The sequence below is a fragment of the Pseudoalteromonas sp. 0303 genome (assembly GCF_013349995.1).
Lineage (GTDB): Bacteria > Pseudomonadota > Gammaproteobacteria > Enterobacterales > Alteromonadaceae > Pseudoalteromonas.
The window spans coordinates 1-16496 of record NZ_JABVXF010000032.1; the positions used below are offsets into that span (position 1 = coordinate 1).

The 16496-nt window shown below is 40.4% G+C and carries 15 protein-coding genes; 7 read left to right on the forward strand and 8 right to left on the reverse strand.

Annotation, left to right across the window (positions count from 1 at the left end):
- Nucleotides 1-198 precede the first annotated feature (198 nt).
- The 5 genes from HUS62_RS17415 to HUS62_RS17435 all read left to right on the forward strand — a co-directional run bounded on the left by HUS62_RS17415 (nucleotide 199) and on the right by HUS62_RS17435 (nucleotide 7957).
- On the forward strand, nucleotides 199-1287 hold the full coding sequence (locus HUS62_RS17415; protein WP_175080599.1) for a 6-phosphofructokinase: 1089 nt from the start codon (nucleotides 199-201) through the stop codon (nucleotides 1285-1287).
- A gap of 213 nt (nucleotides 1288-1500) precedes the next feature.
- On the forward strand, nucleotides 1501-2664 hold the full coding sequence (locus HUS62_RS17420; protein ID WP_063529955.1) for an efflux RND transporter periplasmic adaptor subunit: 1164 nt from the start codon (nucleotides 1501-1503) through the stop codon (nucleotides 2662-2664).
- 12 nt (nucleotides 2665-2676) lie between these two features.
- Nucleotides 2677-5808, forward strand: coding sequence for an efflux RND transporter permease subunit (locus HUS62_RS17425; protein WP_175080600.1), 3132 nt, complete (start codon nucleotides 2677-2679; stop codon nucleotides 5806-5808).
- Nucleotides 5808-7211, forward strand: a complete 1404-nt coding sequence (locus HUS62_RS17430) for an efflux transporter outer membrane subunit (RefSeq protein ID WP_175080601.1) — start codon at nucleotides 5808-5810, stop codon at nucleotides 7209-7211. The genes HUS62_RS17425 and HUS62_RS17430 overlap by 1 nt, the downstream gene beginning before the upstream one ends.
- A gap of 128 nt (nucleotides 7212-7339) precedes the next feature.
- Complete coding sequence (locus HUS62_RS17435) at nucleotides 7340-7957, forward strand: TetR/AcrR family transcriptional regulator (RefSeq protein WP_058584303.1); 618 nt, start codon at nucleotides 7340-7342, stop codon at nucleotides 7955-7957.
- 8 nt (nucleotides 7958-7965) lie between these two features.
- Here HUS62_RS17435 and HUS62_RS17440 read toward each other — a convergent pair whose 3' ends face one another.
- From HUS62_RS17440 to HUS62_RS17465, 6 genes are all read right to left on the reverse strand, one after another.
- Nucleotides 7966-9063: a HupE/UreJ family protein gene (locus HUS62_RS17440; protein ID WP_175080602.1), complete on the reverse strand. Its 1098-nt coding sequence runs from the start codon at nucleotides 9061-9063 to the stop codon at nucleotides 7966-7968.
- 8 nt (nucleotides 9064-9071) lie between these two features.
- Nucleotides 9072-10064, reverse strand: a complete 993-nt coding sequence (locus HUS62_RS17445) for a lipopolysaccharide assembly protein LapB (protein ID WP_175080603.1) — start codon at nucleotides 10062-10064, stop codon at nucleotides 9072-9074.
- A gap of 39 nt (nucleotides 10065-10103) precedes the next feature.
- Complete coding sequence (locus HUS62_RS17450) at nucleotides 10104-10625, reverse strand: Ig-like domain-containing protein (protein WP_309473922.1); 522 nt, start codon at nucleotides 10623-10625, stop codon at nucleotides 10104-10106.
- Between the two features lie 11 nt (nucleotides 10626-10636).
- The gene (locus HUS62_RS17455) at nucleotides 10637-12229 is read right to left on the reverse strand and encodes a DUF4331 domain-containing protein (protein ID WP_175080604.1); all 1593 of its coding nucleotides are present in this window, start codon (nucleotides 12227-12229) and stop codon (nucleotides 10637-10639) included.
- Between the two features lie 121 nt (nucleotides 12230-12350).
- Nucleotides 12351-13040, reverse strand: coding sequence for an anti-sigma factor domain-containing protein (locus HUS62_RS17460; RefSeq protein WP_175080605.1), 690 nt, complete (start codon nucleotides 13038-13040; stop codon nucleotides 12351-12353).
- Entirely contained in the window at nucleotides 13037-13567 is a 531-nt protein-coding gene (locus HUS62_RS17465; protein ID WP_175080606.1) for a sigma-70 family RNA polymerase sigma factor, read from the reverse strand. The genes HUS62_RS17460 and HUS62_RS17465 overlap by 4 nt, the downstream gene beginning before the upstream one ends.
- Nucleotides 13568-13902: 335 nt before the next feature.
- Here HUS62_RS17465 and HUS62_RS17470 point away from each other — a divergent pair, with 335 nt between their 5' ends.
- Nucleotides 13903-15525, forward strand: coding sequence for a diacylglycerol kinase family protein (locus tag HUS62_RS17470; RefSeq protein ID WP_175080607.1), 1623 nt, complete (start codon nucleotides 13903-13905; stop codon nucleotides 15523-15525).
- 4 nt (nucleotides 15526-15529) lie between these two features.
- On the opposite strand, the gene HUS62_RS17475 is transcribed toward HUS62_RS17470, so the two are convergent.
- Entirely contained in the window at nucleotides 15530-15796 is a 267-nt protein-coding gene (locus HUS62_RS17475) for a VF530 family DNA-binding protein (RefSeq protein ID WP_054552185.1), read from the reverse strand.
- A gap of 56 nt (nucleotides 15797-15852) precedes the next feature.
- Nucleotides 15853-16152, reverse strand: coding sequence for a DUF1496 domain-containing protein (locus HUS62_RS17480; RefSeq protein WP_175080608.1), 300 nt, complete (start codon nucleotides 16150-16152; stop codon nucleotides 15853-15855).
- A gap of 77 nt (nucleotides 16153-16229) precedes the next feature.
- Here HUS62_RS17480 and HUS62_RS17485 point away from each other — a divergent pair, with 77 nt between their 5' ends.
- Nucleotides 16230-16460: a TIGR02647 family protein gene (locus HUS62_RS17485; RefSeq protein ID WP_054563059.1), complete on the forward strand. Its 231-nt coding sequence runs from the start codon at nucleotides 16230-16232 to the stop codon at nucleotides 16458-16460.
- Nucleotides 16461-16496: the final 36 nt, after the last annotated feature.

Genomic DNA, 16496 nt, shown 5'->3' on the forward strand with positions numbered 1-16496 from the left:
GTTGAATCAGCTCGTGAAAAACTTGAGAGGGCTTATGGTGCCCTCAACTAGTCAGAACTTGTGTGATGGAGTACTAGTGCTATTTGTGGCGCTTTTTTCTACGCATAAAAAACCAAGTTTTAGTTGATGTAAGTCATACGCGAAACTTCAACATATAAGCTAATCTGTAATTAATCAGTGAATGAAGTTGGTAACACAATGAAAAAATTACTGCTATTAACAAGTGGGGGTGATTGCCCTGGGCTCAATGGGGTGATCAGAGCGGTGGTTAAAGCAGCCGAGCATGATGGCAATTGGCAGGTGTATGGTAGCCGAAGAGCATATTGTGGTGTGCTTGAAAAGCCAAATGATATTATACACTTAACTAGTGAAGTTGTGGCGGGTATTCATGTTCGTGGTGGAACAATTCTCGAAACCGTTAATAAAGGGAACCCAACCGCATTTCCTGCTGAAATAGCGGGCGAACAAGTGTTTATTGACCGCTCTGATGAGTTAATCAGTATTATTAAGCAACTTGGATTTGATGCCGTAATTAATATTGGTGGTGATGGTTCACATAGGGTATCTCAGCACTTATTGGAACATGGCTTAAATATCGTAGGCGTGCCAAAAACTATTGATAATGACTTATATGGCACTGATTACACAATTGGTTTTCAGACTGCTGTCGACACCGCCACCGAAGCCATTGATCGTTTAATACCAACAGCGCAAAGTCATAACCGGGTAATTGTGACTGAGGTAATGGGGCGCGATGCCGGTTGGATTTGTTTGCACTCTGCTATTGCAGCTGGCGCAGAAGTCGCACTTATTCCAGAAATTCCTTACGATATTGAAGCGATTAAAGCCAAATTAACATCACGTTTTGATAAAGGCCATGGATTTGCCAACATTGTCATTTCAGAAGGAGCAAAACCTGTTTCTGGTGGTGTTGTTAGTAAACAATCAAATGAACTTGGTTACGAAAACCCAGTGCTTGGTGGCATTGCTGAGCAGCTTGCTTCACAAATACGTGTGGCGCTTGATCTTGATGTAAGAGTAACCGTATTAGGGCATATTCAACGTGGAGGCACACCTAATGCGTTTGATAGGGTGCTTGCAGCAGAGTTTGGGGTGCAAGCATTCGAGCTAGTAAAGAAAGGCCAGTTTGGTTTTATTCCTGTCAGTAAAGACGGTGAAATTAAACCAATCAGTTTAAAAGAAGCTACTTCTGAATATCGCGTCATCCCTCTAGAACATTCTTTAATAACAAGTGCCCGCGCAATGGGCATGTGTTTAGGCGAATAATCTGCGAATTGATATAACTTCAATTCGCATAACTAATAGTTTTAAAACAACTTTCTCAGTTACGTTCGTAATAATTCAATTAGCAATTTATTTATTGCACAACATTCATGCGTTAAAGCAAGCATTTTATTTAATGTAAAGTTCTTTAAAGATGGTTGATCTGTGCCTTTTTTAGTTTAGAATGATCGTTCACTCTAAACTAAGGAACTACACATGCAGCGCTCTCGCATTCCATTTTTTGCAGTGTCAGCTTTGGCTGGTGCTGTTTTATTATCAGGCTGCGGCCAATCAGAATCGGCTCAAGGGCAAACGCAGGCAGCTCAAGCTGTTCCTGTAGGCGTTATTGAGATGCAAAGCAAACCACTTACACTAACTAAAGAATTACCGGGTCGTGTGGCTGCTTCACGTATTGCGCAAATTCGTCCGCAGGTTAACGGTATTATTCAGTCTCGTATGTTTGTTGAAGGTGCTGAGGTTGAAAAAGGCCAAGCTTTATATCAGATTGACCCATCTACATTTGAAGCTGAAGTAGCAACTAGTAAAGCCGCTATTACTAAAGCTCAAGCAAGTATTGCAAATGCCAAAGCAAAAGCAGAACGCTATAAAGAGCTATTGAGCATCAAAGCAGTAAGCCAACAAGATTACGACGAAGCTGATGCAGCATACAAAGGTGCAAAAGCTGACTTACTGACAGCTCAAGCGCAGCTTAAAACCGCTGAAATCAATTTAAACTACAGCAAAGTGTTAGCGCCAATTAGTGGCCAAATTGGTAAATCAGATGTCACTGCCGGTGCCCTTGTGAGTGCAAATCAAGCAACTGCATTAGCAACCATTACTCAATTAGACCCAATCTATGTTGATTTAACCCAGTCAAGCAGTGAACTAACACGTTTGAAAAAAGCCATTGCTGCAGGTGATCTTGATAAAGATGCCGCTTTGCATTCAAAAGTTGAATTAAAGATGGAAGACGGCAGTACTTATCAACATAAAGGTACATTGCAATTCTCTGAAGTGACTGTTGATCCAAGCACAGGCTCAGTAACCTTACGTGCTGAATTTCCTAACCCTGAAAAATTACTGCTGCCAGGTATGTATGTTCGTGCAGTGATTGTTGAAGGTGTGAAAAGTGATGCGATTTTAGCACCGCAACGTGGCGTAAGCAGAAACACAAAAGGTGAGCCTACTGCCATGGTTGTAAGCAAAGACAATACCGTAGAAGCACGTGTGCTTAAAACTGATCGTACTGTTGGCTCAAATTGGTTAGTGACAGACGGCCTAAACAATGGCGATAAGTTAATTGTTGAAGGTTTACAGAAAATCCGCCCAGGTGCACCAGTCAATGCAATGCCTGCAGAATCAGCAGCTAACAGCCAGTAACGGAGAAACTTAATGTCACGATTTTTTATTGATCGGCCCATATTTGCATGGGTGCTTGCTATCGTTGTGATGCTGGCAGGTATCTTAGCAATTAGAAGTTTGCCGGTTGCGCAGTATCCATCAATTGCACCACCTGCAATTAGTATTCAAGCCACATACCCTGGTGCGTCGGCCCGTACTCTAGAAGATACGGTTACACAGGTTATTGAACAAAAAATGAAAGGGCTAGATGGCTTGCTCTACATGTCGTCAACCTCAGAGTCTAACGGCTCAGCGACGTTAACCTTAACCTTTAGTGCAGATACAGACCCGGATATCGCACAGGTTCAAGTACAAAACAAATTGTCGCTTGCAACACCGTTATTACCAGAAGAAGTACAACGTCAAGGTGTCTCGGTTGCAAAATCGGCTCGTAACTTCTTAATGGTTGTAGGCTTTGTATCTGAAGACGGCAGTATGAACAACATCGATATCGGTGATTATGTTTCATCAAACGTGCTTGATATTATTTCTCGTGTAAACGGTGTCGGTGAAGTGCAGCTGTTTGGCTCTCAATATGCAATGCGTATTTGGTTAGACCCAGCTAAATTACTGAAGTACTCATTAACTCCTGCTGATATTAGTGCTGCAATCAGTGCTCAAAATGCACAAGTTTCAGCAGGTCAATTAGGTGCGTTGCCAGCAGTAAGTGGCCAACAATTAAATGCAACGGTAACTGCACAAAGCCGCTTACAAACACCTGAGCAATTTAGAAATATTTTTGTAAAAACCAATGCTGATGGTTCAGTTGTTCGTTTAAGTGATGTTGCTGATGTTGAATTAGGTGGTGAAAACTACGGTGTTGTTGCGCGTTTTAACGGCAAACCGGCATCAGGTTTAGGTGTTAAGCTTGCCAGTGGTGCTAATGCACTTGATACAGCTGATGGCGTAAAAGCGGCCCTTGCTGAACTTGAGCCTTTCTTCCCTGAAGGTTTAACAACAGTTGTTCCTTACGATACGACGCCATTCGTCTCACTTTCGATTGAAAAAGTTGTCAGCACTCTAATCGAAGCTGTTGTGCTGGTGTTCTTGGTCATGTACTTATTCTTACAGAACTTCAGAGCAACACTTATTCCGACTATTGCAGTACCTGTTGTATTGCTTGGGACGTTTGCCATCTTGCAAGTGTTTGGTTTCTCAATTAATACCCTAACCATGTTTGCGATGGTACTTGCCATCGGTCTACTGGTAGATGATGCAATCGTCGTGGTTGAAAACGTTGAACGTGTAATGACAGAAGAGAACTTATCTCCTCTTGAGGCTACACGTAAATCAATGGATGAAATCAAAGGTGCCCTTGTTGGTATTGCGATGGTGCTGTCGGCAGTATTCGTGCCTATGGCGTTCTTCCCTGGCTCAACAGGGGTTATTTATCGCCAGTTCTCAATTACCTTGGTAACTGCGATGAGTTTATCAGTACTGGTTGCATTGATTTTAACACCAGCTTTGTGTGCGACAATGCTAAAACAAAGTCATGTACATAATGATAAATCTTTATTTGGTCGTTTCTTCCTTGGCTTTAACCGTGGTTTTGACAGAACGAACTCGGGTACACAAGGTTTTGTGTCTCGCATGATCAAACACAGTAAACGCTATTTACTTATTTACGGTTTAATCGTGGGTGGCATGGTGTTTATTTTCTCACAATTACCATCGGCATTCTTACCAGATGAAGACCAAGGTATTTTGTTTAACCAAGTAAGCCTACCTGCCGGTGCAACAACAGAGCAAACGTTAAAAGTTGTTGAAAAGATGGAACATCACTTCTTAGAAGAACAATCAGAAGCGGTTAAGTCTATCTTTACGGTAACAGGTTTCAGCTTTGCAGGTTCTGGTCAAAACGCGGCAATCGGCTTTGTGGGTTTAAAACACTGGGATGAACGTCAGCGTCCTGATCTAACCGTCGGTGCGGTTGCGGGTAAAGCCATGGGATACTTCTCAACGATTAAAGAAGCGTTCGTATTTGCATTCCCACCTCCTGCGGTTGTTGAGCTTGGTACTGCAAACGGTTTCACCTTGTTCTTACAAGATAGGGTTGGTCTAGGTCACGAAAAACTACTTGAAGCACGTAACATGTTTTTAGGTATGGCTGCACAAAACCCGGTGTTATCAGGTGTGCGCCCGAATGGTCAAGAAGATAAACCTGAGCTAGAGCTTGATATTGATTTAGCGAAAGCCGAAGCATTAGGTCTTACTCAAGCAGATATCAATAATACGTTATCAACGGCTTGGGGTAGTAGCTATGTAAATGACTTTATTGACCGTGGTCGTGTGAAAAAAGTGTACTTACAAGGTACGCCTGAATCACGCATGGTGCCAGAAGACTTAGATGAGTGGTATGTACGTAACGCCAATGGTGACATGGTGCCATTTACAGCCTTTGCTCATTCTTATTGGACATATGGCTCACCTCGTCTTGAGCGTTATAACGGCTTTTCAGCGATGGAAATCCAAGGTGCGGCTGCACCGGGCTACAGTACTGGTCAAGCGATGGCTGAAGTTGAGAAAATGGTTAAGCAGTTACCACCGGGTGTATCGTTCGAATGGACAGGTATTTCATATGAAGAACGTTTAAGTGGTGGTCAAGCGCCATTACTTTATGCACTTTCATTGTTGGTTGTATTCCTTTGTTTAGCGGCGTTATATGAAAGCTGGTCAGTTCCTGCTGCAGTTATGCTAATTGTACCGCTTGGTGTATTTGGTGCGTCGATTGCGTCATTTGTATTTAATTTATCAAACGATATTTATCTCCAAGTGGGTCTATTAACCACCATAGGTCTGGCATCAAAAAATGCCATCTTAATTGTAGAGTTTGCTATTCATAAAATGGATGAAGGTATGAAACTTGTCGATGCCGCGGTAGCAGCTATTCGTCTACGTTTACGTCCAATCTTTATGACATCAATGGCATTTGTGTGTGGTGTACTACCATTGGCAATTGCATCAAGTGCAGGCTCAGGTGCACAAAACGCACTAGGTATTGCTGTTATTGGCGGTACTCTTGCGTCATCGACAATTGTGGTAATTTTTGTGCCGCTGTTCTTTGTACTAGTGCGCCGAGTATTCCCAGGCAAAACAAAATCAACTAATGAGGAGCAGGCATAATGAAAGCTAAACTTATCTCAGTGTCTGTTGCTGCACTTATGTTATCTGCCTGTAATATGGCGCCAGATATGGAGCAACGTGAATTACCCGTTGCTCAAAACTATGATATCCAAGGTACAGCGGGCGATATAAATGCGCTCAATTGGCAGTCATTTTTCAGTAATGCGCAACTTCAACAGTTGATTGCGCTCACACTTGAAAACAACAAAGACATAAAAACTGCTGCACTGAATGTGCAGCAGGTTAGAGCAATGTATCAGATTGAAGATTCAGCGCTTTACCCAAGCATTGATCTCAATGCATCGGGTACCCGTCAGCGTCTTCCGGCAGATTTATCTGGTACTGGTCAAGCAACTATCTCTGAAAACTATACAGCAACTGTAGGCCTAACCGCTTATGAGATTGATCTTTGGGGCAAAGTACGTAACCAATCAGAGCAAGCATTACAAAACCTATATTCGGCTGAATACAGTTTAACTAGTGTGCGAATTAGTTTGATCTCCGAATTAGTAAATGCATGGCTTAACTATGCGACGGATAAAGAGCTTTTGGCACTTGCAAACGAGACTTTGAAGTCTCAGCAGGAGTCTTTAGAGCTAACTCGTAAGACATTTGCTCTAGGTGCTGCTTCTCAGTTAACGCTATCGCAACTTGAAAGCACAGTAGCAACCGCTAAAGTCGATATTGCAAACTATCAGCGTTTACTAAAGCGTGATAAAAATGCCCTCGATTTTCTAGTAGGTAAAACCGTCACTGCAGATTTATTACCAAGTGAAAGTATAGATGATGTACTTAATTTGCCTGATGTGCCAGTAGGGTTACCGTCTGAGCTATTGACTCAGCGACCTGATATCAAAGCTGCAGAGCATGATTTATTGGCTGCCAATGCAAACATTGGTGTGGCAAAAGCGGCATTTTATCCAAGCATCAGTTTAACAGCGAATGCGGGGACAGCTTCAGCTGACTTGAGTAATCTTTTTGATTCAGGTTCTGGGACTTGGAGCTTTGTGCCTTCGGTAAACTTGCCTATTTTTAACATGGGTCGTAATCAAGCTAATCTCGATGTTGCAAAAGCTCAACAAGAAATGGCTATAACCAGTTACGAGCAAACCATTCAACAGGCATTCAAAGAAGTATCTGATGCCCTTGCTGACCGTGAAGGTTATATGCATCAGCTAGATGCCCTGAATGACTTGTATCAAAGTAATGAGCTATCTTTTACTTTATCGGATGCACGTTTTCAAAAAGGCGCCGACAGCTACTTGCAAGTATTGGATGCACAGCGAAATTGGTACAGTGCAGGACAACAGTTAATTTTGGGTAAGCAAGCGTATCTGGCGAGCCAAATTAATTTGTATAAAGCACTTGGTGGCGGCTGGAATGCACAAAAATCTGTGCAATAAATCAGCAAAAGCATAATTTATTTAAGGTTTTGCAGGTTCTTAGTTGTTTTGACTCTCCTCAAAGATTAAGATCCTGTAAACCTTGTTTAAATTAAAGTTAACCCTAGTCAGTAAAGCTTGGAGAAACCATGACGCAAAAAACGAAAAGACACAATGATCCTGCGCTTGCTGAGGCAAGACGTAATCAAGTGCTTTGTGCCGCAGCGGATTGTTTTCGACGTAAGGGTTATCATGGCGCGGGAATGGCCGAAATTTCTAAAACCGCGGGTATGAGTGCTGGCCACATCTACAATTATTTCGCCAGTAAAGAAGCGATTATAGAATCGATTGTTGAGCGTGATATGGAAGAAATGTTCTCAATCTTTAAAGAGTTTGCTGATAAACCCGGCGATCGTGTCACTGTATTACTAGATGGTCTAGGCAGAGGGGTTGAGCGCCATACCGATTTGAATCAAGGTGCGCTTGATTTAGAAATGCTCGCCGAAGCTGCTCGTAACGAAAAAGTGGCTAACTTATTACGAGAGTCAGATAGCCACGCTCGTGATTCTATGCGTGAATTATTAGTGGGTGAAAGAGGGCCATTACAAGGCACAGCACTTGAAGAAGTCAATGCCCGTATTGAAGTGATGTTTTCAGTAATGGGTGGCCTGTTACTGCGTAAAATGCTCAACCCAGATTTAGATATTCATGAGTTACTTAAAGCGCTACGTCCAACAATGAAAACCTTATTGTTACCATTTGAATAAAGCACTTATTAAAAGCGCTCTATAGACCATTGGATTGCCATAATTGCAATTACCACTGAGCCTGCTGGCATAATAGCTTTTTTGTACCAAGTGTTATTTCTAAGTAGCATTAGCAGTGGTAAACAGATTGCTAAAATAACCAGTTGACCAATCTCAACCCCTAAATTAAAGGCTAAAATACTCATTAGCTGGTATTCATTTGATAAACCAAGCTCACCTAAAACACTCGCAAACCCCATACCGTGTAGTAGACCAAAACAGAATGTGATCCAGCCTAAGCGCACAATCATTGGCCAAATATTATTTATTGCAGCAAATAATACTGAAAGCGCGATACCTAATTCTACCCATCGGGTGTTTGGCGATATGATATTCATAGCAGTCGCTGTGAGGGTAATTGAGTGAGCAAGTGTAAAAGCGGTGATGATCCAAGCTGTATCAATTAGAATTTGTTTTTTAGACTCGACACGTTGCCACTCGCCTTGCTTACGAACTAACACACAGCCCAGTAATAGCGCGATTAAAAACAAGATATGATCTGTGCCCATCCAAATATGTAATATGCCTTGATGTACATATTCAACAAACGTTTCTGAATAGCTCGTTTCATCAAAACTAAAAGTTTGGGTTTGTTCATTTAAAGTAAAAACTCGGCTTATATTTCCAATTGAAGAAATGGCTTTGTGATTAGCATCGACTTCGAACAGTGCGCTGTAATTTATAGAAAAGCTTTGGCTATTTGGGCAGCTAATTTGTATAGGGGTTACGATATATGATTCATTAAAATGTGAGTCAACCTTTAAATCCCCCTCACTGTTAATTGCACATATTTCATTATTTTGCTGTGCGCTAATCTTTTCAACTAGGTATTGATGAATAGTTCCTTTTTGATTTTTAATTTCTTGCCAAGTGATCACGTCATCTGCATTTTTATCAAATTCGACAACGTGTTCTAAGTCCATCACAGCCACTTTCCATTGACCATTTAAAGTTAATTGTTCATTTTCGGACTTCGTTAATTCTAAGTATGCCGTACTAAGTTGATGAGCATTTAGTTTAAAACTAAAGACCAAAAGAATTAAAAAGACAGATGATAAGTGTTTCATAAATTTCCTCAATTAATGAGCCCTGTGAGTTCAAGCAGACGTTTATCGCTTTGTAGTTTCGCTTGTTGCCAATTTATTCGAGCCCAATATTTGGCCTTGGTCATATTTCTATTTATAGTTAAATAATACCAAGCCAAATCACTTGCGTGATAGGTGTCTTGTCTCAATTCCCTTAGTGTTACTCGCTTTGTCATCTGTTCTTGCCATTTAGTCGATTTGCTTTTAACTTTTTCAGCTTGTGCTAAACGCAGTAAAATAGCATCTTCAAGGTTGGCATTTTCAGCTGTTAAAACGGCTAAAGTAGAAAGCACTGCCGAGCCATTTTTTTGAGCTAATTGTGCATCAGCCCAAAGAACCACTAGACTTACTGGTGCCGTTTTTAAATCAACGTTACTAAGATACGATAAAGCTTGTTCTGAGTAGCCTAATCTATATGCCATTTCAGCGAGTACATGACGAGTATTAATACTCATAGATGAAGAGCTCGCTATTTTTTGAAGCCCTTCATAGCTTTGTTTTAGTTCTCCATTTTGACTTTTAACATCTAGAGAACATGTCGATATTGTTTCAATGCTTGCTAAGCCAAACAATGATAAGCACTGACCTAGCGCTTCATCAAATTTACCCTTTACCATCAACAAATTAGCTTTAAGTAAAATAGCATTAACGTGCTGAGGAGCTTGTTCGGTTACATCCGTGAGGATCCGAATTGCCTCGTCAAATTGATGTTCACGTTGTAATACTCGTGCATAAAAGTAATGTATATCAGGATCATCGGAAAGTGTAACTTTATGCTCTAAGTAACGCTTTAAAATACCTTGATTGCTTTCGGTGTTACCAACATGTTGGCTTTCTGACAAAAGCTTGTTCAGCTGCGCTTTAGTAAAGTCGGTTTTGATCTTCTTGCTGGAAACGGCTATGACATCTGAATCTTTTGGAGTATAAGGTTCAGCATGAACACAGACACTAATAACCATCGCAATGTAAAATAAATATTTCATGATTTCTCCAAAGAAAAGCCATCCGTGGCCAAGATTTAACTAATTCCCGTTCACCAAATCATCAAAATTTGCTTCATTACCCGTATTTATAAATTCACGGCCATTGAGTCTTAAAGGCTGCGCACTAGAGTCCTGACTAAATGCGGCCCGTCCTATTGATGCAAAATCAACTTGCAATGTTTCTATGGTGATACTAACAGTCGCTGTAGCCTGACTATTAACGCCATCACTGACTGCAAATTGAAAACTATCCGAACCTACGGTCTCAGGGTTAGGTGTGTAGCTATAGCTGCCATCAGAATTAACATTTACGGTGCCTAAATTTGGTTCACTCACTAAACTGTACGTTAATTCATCGCCATCAGGGTCCGAGCCTTCAAGCATGTCGTTAATGACGACTTCAGTTTTGGTAGTAACCATTGCATCAACAGCGCTTGGTGCATTATTGACAGGTTCAGGCTTCATCGTATTTTTGTCATCTTTGTCATTATCACTACAGGCTGTTAATAATCCTGTGATAATAATGAGTGTGATGCTTGAGAATTTAAAATTACGCATCATTAATTTCCTCATTACTTAGAGCCGGCAATCGGGGTAGCAAGATAAGGAAAACTGCTCTCCATCATACTTGCATCAAGTGGTGCACCATCTGTAAATGGAACATTACCTACACTTGCATCCTCTGCTGTACACAAGCCAAGATCAGTATCTGTGCCATTAACTGGGATTGGGTAACATAAGCGACCCATTACTACACGTAATGCAATGTCGACTACGTCATCACCAGGTCGACGACCATTAGGGAAACCTGCTAAATCATCACCAGCTACACCAAAAGCTGATTGCTCACTTTGTGGAGTTGCAGCGATAGCTGTATTTAAACGCAGCATTTCAGATGGCGTAACAGTTGAAAGTTGATTAACACCAGGGAAACCCGTTAAAAATGCTGTAACTAAATCATTTCTTGGGAAGTTAGTAGGCGCCAATGTTTCAATATTGGTACCCAGCGTTGAATTCACAGCATCTTTAAATAAGATGTTTAAAAGCTCAGGTAGTGAAGGGTGGGTTACATAATCAGCAAATTGTGTATCATCAGATGGCGCTGATGTTGAAAATGTATCTTTATCTTTCAAGCCAATAACTAACTCATTGACCAATGGGTTACCAAGGCGAGAAACCTGTGTTAACGCACCGCCATTTACTGCTGGTTTAGCAAATGATGCATTCGGGTTTAATATACGTGCTTGTGGTAAGCTTGCAGTTGTCCAACTACCAATTGTGCCATTACCTTCACCTGTTACACAGGCTTTTGGTACTTCGACAGCAATTGAAGTGACATTTTTCATTGCTAAATCATCATTATCGGCTGATTGCGTGATACCTCCAGGGAACCCTTCACCATCGCCCGCGCCAGGCGAACTGTCACCTTCGACTGGAACATAATTAACAAGGTCAAATGTTTTGCCCAGATTCACTACAAATGGGTCTTTTCTTTGACCTACAAACACTTTACCCATGCCATCACAGCCTGGAAGTGCGACATTATAAATAAATTGATCAGCGTATTCTTGGTATGAAGCCATCGATGAGAATGTCTTATTACCAATGTAATCGAGTGGTTTATAAAAATCATTGCTGCTATTTGAGGTGTTAGTCAGCATGCTTTTTGTGCCAGAACGTTGTGGGCCAGAAATAACACTCACAGTATATGACTCACTGAAATTAACGGCAGAATTATTACCTGCAGAAACTCCACCGACATTTTTTAGAGGAACAGCAACTGTTCTTTGATTACCTTCAGGTCCAACAGTAAGTGCTACACCCATATTATTGTTTGGCAACATACTTTTGAAATTAAATGCAAATGTCATATCTTCAATAGCATCACCATCGTTATCAATATGGATGCTATAAGTCGCGTCTGGATCCATCGCAAAGTAGTTTGGCCCGCCATAGGCATCTTGCAAAGGAATATAATTGGCAATAAAGGTTACGTAGTCACCTCGGCCTTCTTCGTAACTATTAAAGGCATAAAAGTCTGTCGAATCTAACGTTGGAAAGCGCGTAATATTTGGCGCTTCACGATGGCTAGATGCTTCAGATATAGAAGTAAATAAGGTACTACAAACTGCAATCGTAATTAGAGATGGTATTACTTTCTTCATGACTTTTTCCTTAGTTTTAATTTAAGTCATTTCTAGTAACGTACTGGCAATCTTATTGGATGCAAAAAAGTTAATATTTTCTATAAAAAGTAAAAAGCCGTGTTTGAACACGGCTTTTAATTTACAAAATAATGAGTTCTGCAGTGAAAAGTACCTCGGTTGGAGAGCCATTTGGCGAGCCTCCTAGAGGCTCTAAACTGATAGCCAGTAGTGAAATTTCTGTCGCATCAAACTCTATGTGTTTTGATAATTCAAGTGTTCCCGATTTTGGAAGTAAACCTAAAGAAACCGGCGCATCTTTACCTTTTAAGATCATCCATAGCTCATAATCTTTATCAGTGCGCGGAACAAGTGCTGTTGCAGCTCGAATCGATAAGTTTTCATCTTTTACATCAATAAACCAAAGGGGTTGTTCAGCCTCATTTTTAAAAAGGGCTATTTGTTCTGATTTAACTTTCGTTATTTCCTGAGGTTGCCAAATAATTAAAGCTAACACTATACATGCAGCCGAAGCGATGAGTGACCAAGCTTGTAATATCGATGATTTAGATTTATTTGGCTTGTTTGTTATAGGTATTACCTGAGGATCGATCCTGCTAACAATTTTCTGCCAAACATGTTCATCTGGAGGCACAGATTCTATTGAACTTGCAAGATTGTTCAAGTGTTGTTCCCACATCCAAGTTGCTTCACGTGCCCGCGTTGAAGTTAGCATTAACCGAGTGAATCTATCTCTTGCTGAACCACGTAATGTCCCCAGTACATATTCAGCCGCTAACATATCAATGAGTGTTTGATTTTCATAATTCATAGCGTTAAGCACCTTTGTAGTTGCTGTAAACCACGTCGGATCCAGCTTTTGACTGTTCCAAGCGGTGTCGCGATGTGGTCAACTAATTCGTGATGAGTCAAACCTCTATAGTATGCTAAATGAATAGCCTGTCTTTGCTGAGGATCAAGCTGTTCGATACAATCTACCAATTTGCTGTTGTCTTCATAATTAACATCAATATGTAAATCATCTAAATCCTCATTTTCATCAACAAGAGTTTGTTCTTTACGGACTTTGTGATGGCGAATCATATCTAGGCTTCGATATCTAACTATGCTGATCATCCAAGACATAACAGCGCCTTTAGATGATTGATATTCACTTGCGTTATGCCAAACTTTAACAATTGCATCTTGTAAAGCTTCCTCGGCGTGCGCACGATTGCCAAGCATCTTAAGACTTATTGCGAAAAGTGTTGCGCTGGTCTTCTGATATAAGTGACCAAAAGCAATTTTATCGCCTTTAGCTGTAGCACTTAATAGGGTTAATAATTCATCGTTTTCCATAGATTTCCTTTGTTATTATTAATAACGATTAGCTGACAGTTTTAGATGCAATTCATTTATGTTTTTACAAAAAGAATGGTTTAATTTTGTAAAAGTAATTCTTTTCCATTAGTTAGCGTAGCAGGGTTGCAAGACAAGGCAAACTTACATGTGAATATTATGTAAATTTGTGTAAGTTATTCATAAAATTGTGAAAAAATGTCCTAAACTAAAATAGTAAGCTTTTTTATAAATGCTAAGTTACTGATTTTAAATAGCTAGTAGGGTTAATTTAACGGCTTTTACTGGAGTGAAACTTGCAACGTAGTATGCAATTAGAATAACAAGGAGTGATTATGTGGGCAGCATTTAGTTACTTAGCTTTAGCGATTGTATTTATAATTGCGGCTATTCGGGTAGAAACTGTTTACTTTGCGCTGTTTTTTTATTGGACGGCTTTGTCGTTGCTATTGGTGAGTGGCGCATACTTTTTTAATATCGCACGTATTTTCAGAAAACGTGAAAATGGCGTTATTCCTATCTATATTCGTTGGGCTTTTATTCCATTTTTATTGGGTGCACAACTTTACAATGCTTGGTCGAGAAAGCACGACAAAGTGCCACCATTACAACAAATTAATGAGCATTTATTTTTAGCTTGCCGTTTATTTCCTTCAGATATAGACACCATGAAAGAAATGGGTATCACGGCTATTCTAGATGTAACTTGTGAGTTTGATGGCCTTGAATGGTCTTCTACGCAAGAGAATATTCGTTATTTAAATATCCCTGTACTTGATCATAGCGTACCTACACGTGCGCAATTACACCAAGCGATTAATTGGATTGACCATCAAGTAAAAGCAGATAGACGTGTTGTAGTTCATTGCGCTTTAGGGCGTGGCCGTTCAGTATTTGTGATGGCAGCTTACTTACTTAGCCAAAACAAAGATGCCGATGTGCACCAAGTACTCGCACAAATTAAAGAGACACGAGAAACTGCAAATTTAAACAAGCGCCAGCTGCGTCATCTTGTGCGTCGCCATCGTAGAGGTGACTTACTAATCAAAAATAAAGCTGTGCTCATTGCTAATCCTGTTTCTGGCACAAAACTGTGGGAAGCTAAACGTAAGCAAATTACATCTCGTTTGTCTGAGTATTACGATTTAACTGTTTACACCACGTCAGAACAAGTAAATGGTACTGAGTTAGCCAAAGAAGCACTTGAATTGAACCCTGATGTAGTCATCGCATGCGGTGGCGATGGCACAGTAACAGAGGTGGCAAGTGTACTTGTTAATACAGACTGTAAACTGGGTATTATTCCTTTAGGTACTGCCAATGCCCTCGCTCATGTGTTGATGGGTATACAATCGAAGCTTATTCCGGTAGAGCAGGCGTGTGAGCTAATAATTGAAGGGCAGGCGAGTCGGATAGATACCGCTGTATGTAATGGCGAGCGTATGTTATTACTAGCAGGGATTGGTTTTGAACAAAAGATGATTGAAAAAGCCCATCGTGATGCTAAAAATGAGTCTGGGCAATTAGCGTATTTACAAGGATTTTGGCAAGCATTAGGTGAGCATGAAGCTCAAGAATACGTTGTTACTCTTGATAATAACGATGAGCAAACAATCAATACCACCAGTTTAATCATCGCTAACGCAGCGCCATTTACTACTTTACTTGCTCAATCTGCAGGGCAGCCAGATCATCAAGATGGTTTACTCGATGTAAATTGGCTAACACCTAGTGCCGATTCTAAAGCGAGTACTTTAAGTATTGCGGAGTTAGTGTTCTCAAGTATTACGCAAACTAGTTTTGCCATTAACAGTCACCACACAAATGCTAAACGAGTGACAGTAAGCGCAGAAAAAGGATTGAGCTATGTTATTGATGGTGAAGTGAAAACCGCAGATAAACTAGAGGTAGAGATATCACCGAAATCGCTTTCGGTGATGGTAGCAGCTGAAGATTAAGTGGTTACTTTTTGATGCTTTTCCATTGGAAAGTGCCATCATCAGCTAGGTCATTATTGATAAAGGTATCAATATATAACTGCTCTACTTTTTCTCGTGCCCAAGGGGTCTTTCGTAAAAATTTAAGACTCGACTTTACACTTGGGTCATTCTGAAAGCAGCGTACATCTACGTGCGCTGCCATACCTTCCCAACCAAGTTTTTCTTCAAGTTTAGTAACGATGTCGGCTAATTTAACGCCATGTAACGGATTATTTGGTTGATTGTCCATGATAAATCTTAGGTTATTTGCAACAGCGCAATAGTACTCTATCTGTGCGTTTTAAGCTAATTGACGTGAATCGTTTTCGCTTGTTTAGGGTAAATAATCTCGCCATTAGCACTTAGTCTGAGCCAAGCCAAATCACTGTTTGAAAAATTAGGCTGTTTGGCAGTGCAAATTAACCTAATATCGCCAACGGCAATATAGGCACCTTCGGTATAGCGTTTATTTTCATACCAACACACTTTTTGATTGTTTAATGCCTCTTGACCATCAAGCACGATTAGTGGTTTTTCCTTTGCTAGCGCTTGGTTTAGAAACGCTAAAGTAAACAAAGTACTTAACAGTAAAATTTTCTTTAACAAAATACGCCTCCCGTTGGGCAGATCTGTATAACTACACTAAGCTTATGACAAGGAATAAATAATAAAAAGGTGAACACATGCAATTTGATAAAAATATGATCGACGAACTAACCCTGCTTGCAAAATTTCCTCGCAACTCTCAAATGCAGGGAATTAAAATTCACTCTGATGCCGAAAGCTCAATTAAAGATGCAGCAAAACGTCTTTATGATAAAGGTATTACAGATAGTCCTGATGGTGGCTACTTAACCGACTTAGGGCTCGATTTAATTAACCATGTGAGTGTGATTAACTCAGCGCTTAGATAAAAAATAAAAAAGGCCCGAAGCGTTCGGGCCTTTTTA

What these genes read in the sequence shown, in the direction of transcription:
- HUS62_RS17415 (WP_175080599.1), top strand. Translation starts at nt 199, where the DNA reads ATGAAAAAATTACTGCTATTAACAAGTGGGGGTGATTGCCCTGGGCTC.
- HUS62_RS17420 (WP_063529955.1), top strand. Translation starts at nt 1,501, where the DNA reads ATGCAGCGCTCTCGCATTCCATTTTTTGCAGTGTCAGCTTTGGCTGGT.
- HUS62_RS17425 (WP_175080600.1), top strand. Translation starts at nt 2,677, where the DNA reads ATGTCACGATTTTTTATTGATCGGCCCATATTTGCATGGGTGCTTGCT.
- HUS62_RS17430 (WP_175080601.1), top strand. Translation starts at nt 5,808, where the DNA reads ATGAAAGCTAAACTTATCTCAGTGTCTGTTGCTGCACTTATGTTATCT.
- HUS62_RS17435 (WP_058584303.1), top strand. Translation starts at nt 7,340, where the DNA reads ATGACGCAAAAAACGAAAAGACACAATGATCCTGCGCTTGCTGAGGCA.
- HUS62_RS17440 (WP_175080602.1), bottom strand. Translation starts at nt 9,063, where the DNA reads ATGAAACACTTATCATCTGTCTTTTTAATTCTTTTGGTCTTTAGTTTT.
- HUS62_RS17445 (WP_175080603.1), bottom strand. Translation starts at nt 10,064, where the DNA reads ATGAAATATTTATTTTACATTGCGATGGTTATTAGTGTCTGTGTTCAT.
- HUS62_RS17450 (WP_309473922.1), bottom strand. Translation starts at nt 10,625, where the DNA reads ATGATGCGTAATTTTAAATTCTCAAGCATCACACTCATTATTATCACA.
- HUS62_RS17455 (WP_175080604.1), bottom strand. Translation starts at nt 12,229, where the DNA reads ATGAAGAAAGTAATACCATCTCTAATTACGATTGCAGTTTGTAGTACC.
- HUS62_RS17460 (WP_175080605.1), bottom strand. Translation starts at nt 13,040, where the DNA reads ATGAATTATGAAAATCAAACACTCATTGATATGTTAGCGGCTGAATAT.
- HUS62_RS17465 (WP_175080606.1), bottom strand. Translation starts at nt 13,567, where the DNA reads ATGGAAAACGATGAATTATTAACCCTATTAAGTGCTACAGCTAAAGGC.
- HUS62_RS17470 (WP_175080607.1), top strand. Translation starts at nt 13,903, where the DNA reads ATGTGGGCAGCATTTAGTTACTTAGCTTTAGCGATTGTATTTATAATT.
- HUS62_RS17475 (WP_054552185.1), bottom strand. Translation starts at nt 15,796, where the DNA reads ATGGACAATCAACCAAATAATCCGTTACATGGCGTTAAATTAGCCGAC.
- HUS62_RS17485 (WP_054563059.1), top strand. Translation starts at nt 16,230, where the DNA reads ATGCAATTTGATAAAAATATGATCGACGAACTAACCCTGCTTGCAAAA.